We start from the raw sequence: 10,927 nt of genomic DNA, 5'->3' as shown, positions 1-10,927 counted from the left end.
CCGGCACACCCGACCCCGCACAGGCCCAACTGTGGGGTCTCGGCCTCGCCGTGGCCCAGGAACACCCGCGACTGCTGGCCGGCCTGGCCGACCTGCCCCCACTTCCGCAGGCAGCCGCCCTGGCCCACCTTCCCACCGTGCTGTCCGGTCGCACCGGCGAGGACCAGGTCGCGGTGGACGACTCCCGGGTGCTGGCCCGCCGCCTGGTACGGGCACCGGCACCCGGCCCCGACGGTCTCCGGTGGCAACCGAGGGACACCGTCCTGGTGACCGGCGGCACGGGCGCCCTGGGCTCCCGGATCGCCCGGTGGGCCGCCCGCAACGGTGCCCGGCACCTCGTCCTGCTCAGCCGCCGGGGTGCCACCGCGCCGGGAGCCGACAGCCTCGCCGAGGACCTGCGCGACTGCGGCGTCACCGTGGCCTTCGAGGCGTGCGACACCGCCGACCGGACGGCCCTCGCCGCTGCCCTCAGCCGCGTCCCGGACGACCTCCCGCTGCGCGCCGTCATCCACGCGGCCGGTGTCAGCGGCGGCCACACCCTCACCACCGACCTCACCACCGCCCAGTTCGCCGAGGTGGTCGCCGGTAAGGTACGCGGCGCCGAACACCTCGACTCCCTGCTCGCCGACGCGGACCTGGACGCGTTCGTGCTGATGACGTCGCTGTCCGGCGTGCTCGGCGGCGCCGGACACGCCGCCTACAGCGCCGCCAACGCCCACCTCGACGCCCTGGCCTGCCGCCGTCGTGCCGGCGGCCGGACCGCGACGGCCATCGCCTGGGGTGGCTGGACCGAGACCGGACTGACCGCGACCCCCGACGAACTACGCGACCTGTTCGACCTCGTCGGGGTCCGCGCCATGGCCCCGCAGCCGGCGATCACCGCGATGGGCCGGGCCGTCGCCGGCGGCGACACCACCGTGGTCGTGGCCGACCTGGACTGGTCGCTGTTCATCTCCGCCTACACCTCACTGCGCCCGAGCACGTTCGTGGAGAACTTCGTCGAAGCCGACGACGACCGCGACGGCGCGGACCGCGCGGCCCGGCTACGGGAACGGCTCGCGGCCCACGAACCGGCGCACCAGGAACACCTCCTGGCCGAACTGGTGCGGGAACGCGCCGCCGGGGTGCTGCGCCACGCCCAGCCGCAGGCGATCGACATCGACCGGCCGTTCCGGGAACTGGGCTTCGACTCCCTGCTGGCCGTCGAACTGCGCAACCGGCTCAACGCCGCCACCGGCCTGCGGCTGGCGACCACCGTGGTGTTCGACCACCCGACCCCGCAGCTGCTGGCACGACAGATACGCCACGCGCTGCTGCCCGAGAACGAACCCCCGCCGTCGCACGCGATCTTCGCCGACCTCGACCGGCTGGAGGCCAACCTGCACACCACCGCCTTCACCGCCGAGGCCCGGGCCCGGGTGACCGCCCGGCTGTCCGAACTGACAGCGAACTGGACGGCCGGCGCGGCGGCGAACGGATCGCTGTCCGACACCGCCAGCGACGACGAGATGTTCTCCTACCTCCAGGAGAACTTCGGGATCTCGTGAGCCGGCCGACCGTCACCAGCCGAGGAGGGTCCGTGACCAACTCCGAGCGACTCCGCCACTTCCTCCGCGAGACCGCCACCCAGCTCCAGCACACCCGCCAGCGGCTCGCCGAGGTCGAGGCCCGGTCCCTGGAGCCGGTGGCGATCGTCGGCATGGCCTGCCGCTACCCCGGCGGCGTCGACTCCCCGGACTCGCTGTGGAACCTGGTCGCCGCCGGCACGGACGCCGTCACCACCCTGCCCACCGACCGGGGATGGGCCCCGCTGGACGTCGGACCCAACCTGGGTGGATTCCTGCACGACGCGAGCGGATTCGACGCCGAGTTCTTCGGCATCTCACCGAACGAGGCGCTCGCCATGGACCCGCAGCAGCGCCTGCTGCTCGAATCGGCGTGGGAGGCCGTCGAACGGGCCGGCATCGACCCGACCACGCTGCGCGGCAGCCGCACCGACGTCATCGTCGGAGCCGCGTTCACCGGCTACGCCCCGAGCGCCACCGGCGCCGACGGCGTCCGCGAAGGAGACGCGGTCACCGGCAGTTCGTTGTCCGTGCTGTCCGGTCGGATCGCCTACACCCTCGGCCTGACCGGAGCGGCGGTCACCGTGGACACGGCCTGCTCCTCCTCCCTGGTGGCACTGCACCTCGGCGTCCGCGCGCTGCGCGCCCACGAGTGCGACCTGGCCCTCGTCGGCGGCGTCACCGTGATGGGCACCACCGCCCCGCTGCGGGAGTTCGCCCGCCAGGGCGGCCTCGCCGCCGACGGACGCTGCAAGGCGTTCGCCGACGACGCCGACGGCATCGGCTGGGGGGAAGGAGCCGGCCTGCTGCTGGTGGAACGCCTGTCCGACGCGCACCGGCTCGGTCACCCGGTGCTGGCCCTGGTACGCGGCAGCGCGACCAACCAGGACGGCGCGTCGAACGGCATCACCGCACCCAACGGCGCCGCCCAACGGGCGGTCATCGTCCAGGCACTGGCCAACGCCGGAATCTCCCCGGCCGACGTGGACGTCGTCGAGGCACACGGCACCGGAACCGGCCTCGGCGACCCGATCGAGGCCCGGGCGCTGCTGTCCACCTACGGCCGGCACCGACCCCCCGACCGGCCGCTCTACCTGGGCTCGGTGAAGTCGAACATCGGCCACACCCAGGCCGCCGCCGGCGTGGCCGGCGTCATCAAGATGGTCCAGGCCATACGGCACGGCCAGCTCCCGGCGACCCTGCACGCGACACCACCGTCGTCACACGTCGACTGGACGCAGGGCGCGGTCGAACTCCTGCACGACCACCGGGACTGGCCCGACACCGGCCGGCCCCGCCGCGCCGCCGTGTCCTCCTTCGGCATCGGCGGCACCAACGCCCACGTCGTCCTCGAACAGGCGACCGACCCGCCCGCGGCCACCGACGAACCGGCAGGCCACCACCCGTGGATCCTGTCCGCCAAGGGCACCGCCGCACTGCGCGCCCAGGCCGCGACGCTGCACGCCCACCTCACCACCCACCCGCACCTGAGAGACCCCGCCGTGGCCCACACGCTGGCGGCCCACCGGACACTGTTCGACCACCGGGCCGTCGTCACCGGCCAGGACCGCGAGCACCGGCTCGCCGCGCTACGGTCCCTGGCCGCAGGGGAACCCACCCCCGCCGTCCACGTCGGACGTCGCGGCACCGTCCGCGCCGCCGTGCTGTTCACCGGGCAGGGCGCGCAACGACCCGGCATGGGCCGCGACCTGTACGAGCGGTTCCCCGCCTTCGCCCAGGCGTTCGACGCGGTGTGCCGGCACTTCGACAGCACGCTGCCGATCCCCCTGCGCGACGTCGTGTTCGCGGCCCCGGCCACCCCCCACGCCGCTGAGCTGGACACGAGCGGCTACGCCCAGCCCGCGCTGTTCGCCGTCGAGGTCGCGCTGTTCCGGCTGTACGAGTCGTTCGGCCACACCGCCGACTACGTGCTCGGCCACTCCCTCGGCGAGATCACCGCCGCCCACGTCGCCGGAGTGCTCGCCCGCCCGGACGCGGCCACCCTGGGGGCCGCCCGCGGCTCCCTCATGCAGCAACTACCACCCGGCGGCGTCATGAGCGCGGTCCGCGCCGGGGAGGTCGACGTGCTCACCGCACTGGGCACCCTCGACCGGCCCGTCGACGTCGCCGCCGTCAACGCCCCGTCGTCGGTGGTGGTGTCCGGCACCGACGCCGACGTGAGCGCCGCCGAGCAGGTGTTCACCGCCAGCGGCTGGCGGACCACCCGGCTGACGGTCACCCACGCGTTCCACTCGGCTGCGATCGACCCCATGCTCGACCGGTACGCCGACGTGCTGTCCGGCGTCACGTTCGGCCAGCCCGCCATCGCCTTCGTCTCCGCCACCACCGGCCGGATCACCTCCGGCACGGAACTCGCCACCGCCCGGTACTGGCTGGACAACGTACGCCGCACCGTCCGCTTCGCCGACGCCCTGCGCTCACTGGACGCCGCCGGCGTCACCACCTACGTCGAGGCCGGCCCCGACGCGGTGCTGTCCACGCTGGTCCGCGAGTGCCTGCCGCCGGCCCCGCGCCGCGCGGTCGTGCCCCTCCAACGCCGCGACACCGACCAGGCCGCCACCGTCGACCAGGCCATGGCGGACCTGTTCGTCCACGGCGGGCCGGTGGCGGCCGTCGTCCCACCGCACCCGGCCGGCACCCCGGCCGAACTGCCCACCTACGCCTTCCAACGACGCCGCTACTGGCCCGAACCGACCCCGGCGTCCACCCCGCGCCCCACCGCCGACGGGCACGACTGGCACTACGAGATCCGCTGGGAACCCCTGACCGCCCCGCAGCCGACCCATGGCCCCGACGGCACCTGGCTGCTCGTCGCGGCCGACCCGGAACTGGCCGACCGAGTGTCGACCGCCTGCGGCACGGCCGGGATGACCGTCACCTGGCTGACCGACGACGGCGCGACACGACAGGCCCTGGCGGCCCGGCTGACAGCCCTGCCCACCGAGCCGGCGGGCATCCTGTGGCTCCCGGACGGCGCGGACACCGAACCGGCCGCACTGACCAGGTCGGTGACCCTCGCCCAGGCCCTCACCGACGCCGGCATCCCCGCACCCGTGTGGTACGTGACGGCAGGCGCGACGTCCGTCGCCGGTGAACCCGTCACCACCGTCGCCGGCGCGGCGGTCGCCGCCCTGGGCCGGGTGATCGGCCTCGAACAGCCGGATCGCTGGGGTGGCCTGATCGACCTGCCCGCCGCACCGTCGGACGCCGACCTCGCCGCGCTGCCCGGCCTGCTGGCGCTCGACCCGGGTGAGGACCAGATCGCCCTGCGCCCCGGCGGACGCCACGTCCGCCGGCTCGTCCGGGCGAGTGCCCCGGCCGCCGCGACACCGTGGCGGCCGAACGGAACCGTGCTGGTCACCGGCGGCACCGGCGGCCTCGGCGGCCAGGTCGCCCGCTGGCTCGCCACCGCCGGCGCCGAACACCTGGTCCTCCTGTCCCGGCGGGGACCCCGGGCACCCGGCATCGCGGCCCTGCTCGACGACCTCGCCGCGACCGGCGTCGAGACCACCGTGGTGGCGGCCGACGTGCGGGACCGGGCCGCGATGGCCGCCCTGCTGGCGCGACTACGGGCCACCGGACGACCGCTGCGGGCCGTCATCCACACCGCCGCGACCCCCCAGCCGCCCGCGACGGTCACCGAGACGGAGGTGACCGACCTCGCCGGGGCACTCGACGCCAAAGTGGCCGGCGCCGCCGTACTGGACGCGCTGACCGGCGACGACGACCTCGACGCGTTCGTCCTGTTCTCCTCCGCGGCGGGGATCTGGGGCAGCGGCTCCCAGGCCGGGTACAGCGCCGCCAACGCCGCCCTCGACGCCATCGCCCAGCGCCGACGGGCACGGGGGCGGGCCGCCACCTCGATCGCCTGGGGAGCATGGGCCGGGCCGGGCATGGCCGAACGGGCCGGCGACCACTACGCCGTGCGGGGCGTACGGTCGATGCGACCCGACACCGCCCTCCAGGCGATGTCCCGCGCGGTCGCGACCACGAACCCGGTCCCGGTCATCGCCGACATCGACTGGCCCCGCTTCGCCGCCACCTACACCGCCGCCCGCCCCCGCCCCCTGATCACCGAACTGGCACCACCACCGTCGGAAGCCACCGACCGGCCCGCCCGGACGGACCTGCGCACCCGCCTGGCCGCCCGGTCCGGTCAGCAGCAGACCGACCTGCTGCTGCGGACCGTCCGTGCGGAGATCGCCACCGAACTGGGCCACCCCTCACCGGACTCCGTCGAACCGCACCGCCCGCTGCGGGAACTCGGCTTCGACTCGCTACGCGCCGTCGCGCTACGCGACCGACTGACCAAGGTGACCGACCTGCCGCTGCCCCCCGGCCTGATCTACGACCACGAAACCCCGCTGGCCCTGGCCGACCACCTGCTGGCACTGCTGCGCGGTGACGCCGCGAACGCCACCGCACCCGCCGACGGCGGTCTGCACGACATCTACCGGCGGCTCGCCCTGCGGGGCGACATGAACGCGATCGAATCGCTGTGCGTCGGCGCGGCCGCGCTGCGCGAGACGTTCGACTCCGCCGCCGACTTCGGCCCCGACGCGGCCCTCGTCGACCTGGCCCGTGGCGAACAGGGACCGACGGTGTTCGCCGTGCCGCCGTTCGCGCCCGTCGAAGCGGCCATCCAGTTCGCCCGGCTGGCCGACTACCTCCAGGGCCGCACGAACCTCTCGGTGCTGCCGGTACCCGGGTTCCGCACCGGCGACCCCCTGGCCACGACCGTCGAGGCACTGGTCGGAGTGCTCACCCGCTACGTCCTCGGACGTCCCGGTGACCAGGCGCCCGTCCTGCTCGGCTACTCCTCGGGAGGATGGCTCGCCCACGCGGTGACGCACGCCCTGGAGCAGGCGGGGACACCACCGCTGGCCCTGGTCCTGCTGGACACCTATCCGCCCGACGGCATGTCCCCGGCCCTGCGGCGCGCCATGAACTACGAACTGGTCGTTCGCCGGGCGACCTTCGCCACCCCGGACTTCACGTCCCTCACCACGTTCGGCAGCTACCGCCGCATGTTCCGCGGCTGGCGACCCGAACCGGTGCGGACCCGCACCCTGTTCCTGCGCCCCCTCCAGCCGGTACCCGGATCGCCGGACGAGCCGCCCGTCACCGGCGACTGGCGCTCCCGGTGGCCGGGCGACCACGAGGCCGGTGAGGTGCCGGGAGACCACTGCACGATGGTCGGCGAGTACGCCGACAGCACCGCTGCCGCCATGTGGACATGGCTGGACGGAATCCGGCGCGTCAGCGCCGCGGGAGGGACGTCATGAGCAGATCAGACTGGCTGGACCCGGGCGAGACCGAACTCCTCGACGCCCGGGCGCTGCGGGACCGGGCCGCCATCCAGGACGTGGTGGTCGCCGCCGGACTGCTGCTGGACGCCGGCGACTTCGACACGCTCCGGACCCTCTACACCGCCGACGCCGTCTTCCAGATGGACCCACCCCCGGAGGGCTACCCCAGCGTGCTCACCACCCCGGAGCAGATCATGATGGGCTTCAGCTACCAGTGGAACCACGCCCGCGACGAGGTCGGCGTGATGTTCCGGCACGTGACGTCCAACCTCCTGATCACCGCACTCGGACCGACCACCGCCGAGGTGTACTCGATCGTCACGGTGACCGGCCTCTACACCGACGGGCAGTTCGGACTGCGCCGGCTGGGCAACTACGTGGACCGGCTCCGCCGCGAGGGGACACGCTGGCGCATCGCCCACCGGACGGTGCACATGTCGGCACCCCCACCGCTGCGCCCGGCGCAAACCGCAGCCACCGCCCCGACCCGCCCGGCACCGTGATGACGGCCGGTACGGGCAGCACGGCGGATGAACCCGTCGCCGTCATCGGGGTGGCCTGCCGCCTGCCGAAGGCCCCGACCCCCCGCCACTTCTGGCGTCTGCTCACCGACGGGCTCGACGCGGTCGGCGAGGCACCACCCGGACGCTGGCCCGGCCCCCCGCTGCCGCACCGCTTCGGAGCGTTCCTCGACACGATCGACACCTTCGACGCCGACTTCTTCGGCATCCCGCCCCGCGCCGCCGCGGCCATGGACCCGCAGCAGCGGCTGCTGCTCGAACTGAGCTGGGAGGCCCTGGAGGACGCCAGGATCCCGCCCGCCCGGCTCCGCGACACCGCCACCAGCGTCCACGTCGGAGCGATGTGGGACGACTACGCGACGCTGGTGCTGCAGGCCGACCCGGAGGCCGTCGACCAGCACGCCCTCGCCGGCACCGGCCGCGGCATCATCGCCAACCGCGTATCGCACTTCCTCGGCCTGCGCGGACCCAGCACGACCGTCGACAGCGCCCAGTCGTCCTCCCTCGTCGCCGTGTACCAGGCGTGCGAGGGCCTGCGCCGGGGTGAGTCCACTGCGGCCATCGCCGGCGGCGTCAACATCGCCATCCGAGCCGAGACCACCCTCGGCGCGGCCCGCTTCGGCGGCCTGTCGCCCGACGGGCGCTGCCACACCTTCGACGAACGGGCCAACGGCTACGTCCGTGGCGAAGGCGGCGTCGTCGTGGTGCTCAAACTGCTGTCCCGGGCGGCCGCGGACGGCGACCGGATCCACGCCGTCATCCTCGGCGGCGCGGTCAACCACGACGGCGGCGACCACCAGTTCACCGTGCCCAGCCCGGACGCCCAACGGGAGGTCATCGAACAGGCCCACCGACAGGCCGGCGTCGACCCCGCCGACGTGCAGTACGTCGAACTGCACGGCACCGGCACCAGGGTCGGTGACCCAATCGAGGCCCGGGCGCTCGGCGCGGCCGTCGGCCGCCACCACCCGGCCGACCGGCCGCTGCTGGTCGGTTCGGCCAAGACCAACGTCGGACACCTCGAAGGCGCGGCCGGAGTGGTCGGACTGCTCAAGCTCGTGCTGAGCCTGCGGCACCGCCAACTACCGCCGAGCCTCAACTTCACCCGGCCGAACCCTGAGATCCCGCTCGACGACCTGCGACTGCGGGTACAGACCACCCTGCAACCGTGGCTGGCCGACGGGCGGCTGCTCGGCGGTGTGAGTTCCTTCGGCATGGGCGGGGTGAACTGCCACCTCGTCCTCACCGACGCGCCCCCGTCGACCATCCACCGGCCGCCGGCGCGGCCCGGCCCGCCCGTGCCCTGGCTGATCTCGGCCCCGACGCCGCAGGCCCTGCGGGCCCAGGCCGCAGCCCTGATCACCTGGCTCCAGGAACACCCCGACGCGGACCCCGACGCGGTCGGCCGCTCCCTTGCCCTGACCAGGACACGGTTCGCCCACCACGCCGTCATCGACGCACCCGAGGCCGCCGGACGCCGCGACGCGCTGGCCGCGATCGCCGCCGGTCGCGCCGACACCGACACCGGCACCGCCTGGCTGGCCGACCTGCAACCCGACCCGGCCGGATACGTCGACCTGCCCACCTACGCGTTCACCCGCGAGCGGTACTGGGTGGGGGAGGTCCCCGCGCCGACCGCGCCGGGCGGCCCGGCCCCGGACACCCTCGACCTGGTCCGTGCCACCGTGGCGGCGGAACTCGGACACGCGACAGGTGACGCGGTCGACCCGCACCGCACCTTCGAGGACCTCGGGCTCGACTCGATGGGCGTCACCAGCCTCACCGCCCGGCTGAGCACCGCCACCGGCCGGCAACTCGCCACCGGCCTGACGTTCCGGTCCCCCACGCCCGCCGACCTCGCGGAGTTCCTGCGCGCGGAACCCACCGGCGATTCCGCTGCGCCACCACGGCCACCGGTGACGGCACCGACCACGGACGACCCGGTCGTGGTGGTCGGCATGGCCTGCCGTTACCCCGGCGGCGTCCGCTCCCCGGAGGACCTGTGGCGGCTGGTCGACGAGGGCACCGACGCCATCACCCCGCTGCCGACCGACCGGGGATGGGACCTGGAACGCCTCTTCGACCCCGACCCGGACCGGCCCGGCACCTCCTACGCCCGCCACGGCGGCTTCCTGCACGACGCGGCGGCCTTCGACGCCGAGTTCTTCGGCATCAGCCCCCGCGAAGCCGCGGCGATGGACCCACAACAGCGCGTCCTGCTGGAGGTGTCCTGGGAAGGCATCGAACGCGCGGGCATCGACCCCCTCAGCCTCACCGACAGCCGCGTGGGTGTCTTCGTCGGCGCCACCGACCAGGAGTACGGACCCCGCCTCGACGCCACCGGCGAGGGCTCGGACGGCTACCGGCTGACCGGTGGCACGGTGAGTGTCGTCTCCGGCCGGATCGCCTACGCCCTGGGTCTCGCCGGACCCGCCGTCACCGTCGACACGGCCTGCTCGTCGTCGTTGGTCGCCATGCACCTCGCCGCCCAGTCCCTGCGGCAGGGGGAATGCACCCTCGCGCTGGCCGCCGGCGTGACCGTGATGGCCGGCCCGGGCATGTTCGTCGAGTTCAGCCGGCAGCGTGGCCTCGCCCCCGACGGCCGGTGCAAGGCGTTCGGCGCCGACGCCGACGGCACCGCCTGGGCCGAGGGGGCCGGCGTGCTGGTGCTGGAGCGACTCTCCGACGCCCGTCGCAACGGACACCGGCCGCTTGCCGTGCTCCGCGGTTCGGCGATCAACTCCGACGGGGCCAGCAACGGGTTGACCGCCCCCAACGGTGCCGCCCAGGAAGCCCTCATCCGGCAGACGCTCGACGTCGCCGGCCTCACGACGCAGGACGTCGACGTCGTGGAGGCCCACGGCACCGGCACCCGGCTCGGCGACCCGATCGAGGCCGAGGCCCTCCTGGCCACCTACGGTCGGCACCGGCCGCCCGGCCGGCCGCTGTGGCTCGGTTCGCTGAAGTCCAACATCGGCCACACCCAGGCCGCCGCCGGCATCGGCGGCGTCATCAAGATGATCGGCGCGATGGGACGGGGCACACTGCCCCGGACCCTGCACGCCGACGTGCCCTCACCCCGGATCGACTGGACGACGGGCGGCGTCGCGCTGCTGCGCGAACCGACCCCCTGGCCGGACACCGGCCGCCCACGGCGGTTCGCCGTCTCCTCGTTCGGGATCAGCGGGACCAACGCGCACGTGATCCTGGAGGCACCGGCAGAACCGACGCCGTCCGACGTTCCGGTGCCCGCTGCGGTGGTTCCGTGGGTGCTGTCCGCCCGGTCGGAGGCGGGGCTGCGTGCGGTGGCGGGCGGACTGGCGGACGCGCTCGGCGGTTCGACCGACGTGGACATCGCCTTCTCGCTGGGGTTGCGGTCGGTGTTCGATGCCCGGGCGGTCGTGGTGGGTACGGGCGACGAGCTGCGCTCGGGTCTGCTCGAGGTGGCCGGCAACGGGATGGACGTGAACCGGGCGAATGTGGTGGGTGGTGTTGCGGGTGGTGGTGGGTA

General features: G+C 74.3%; 3 protein-coding genes and 1 pseudogene. All 4 read left to right on the top strand.

Features of this window, described 5'->3' with window-relative positions; translation table 11 throughout:
- Positions 1 to 1,547: SDR family NAD(P)-dependent oxidoreductase (locus ACOJTC_RS26235; RefSeq protein WP_420118892.1), on the top strand; the 1,547-nt coding region annotated here is incomplete at its 5' end.
- A 131-nt stretch (positions 1,548 to 1,678) separates the two neighbouring features.
- Positions 1,679 to 6,871, top strand: a pseudogene (locus ACOJTC_RS26230) (SDR family NAD(P)-dependent oxidoreductase); the annotation flags it as partial.
- A complete protein-coding gene (locus tag ACOJTC_RS26225) occupies positions 6,868 to 7,398 on the top strand; it encodes a nuclear transport factor 2 family protein (RefSeq protein ID WP_420118891.1) in 531 nt (176 codons plus the stop codon). The pseudogene ACOJTC_RS26230 and the gene ACOJTC_RS26225, both read left to right, overlap by 4 nt.
- On the top strand, positions 7,398 to 10,927 hold a 3,530-nt coding region (locus tag ACOJTC_RS26220), incomplete at its 3' end, for a beta-ketoacyl synthase N-terminal-like domain-containing protein (protein WP_420118890.1). The genes ACOJTC_RS26225 and ACOJTC_RS26220, both read left to right, overlap by 1 nt.

This window comes from Micromonospora sp. (genome assembly GCF_048594385.1).
GTDB lineage: Bacteria > Actinomycetota > Actinomycetes > Mycobacteriales > Micromonosporaceae > Micromonospora > Micromonospora wenchangensis.
The sequence above is the reverse complement of the archived record's forward strand: the minus strand, read 5'-3'. Positions and strand labels throughout refer to the sequence as shown.

Coding starts and splice junctions, on each gene's coding strand:
- ACOJTC_RS26225 (WP_420118891.1), top strand. CDS start 6,868: ATGAGCAGATCAGACTGGCTGGACCCGGGCGAGACCGAACTCCTCGAC.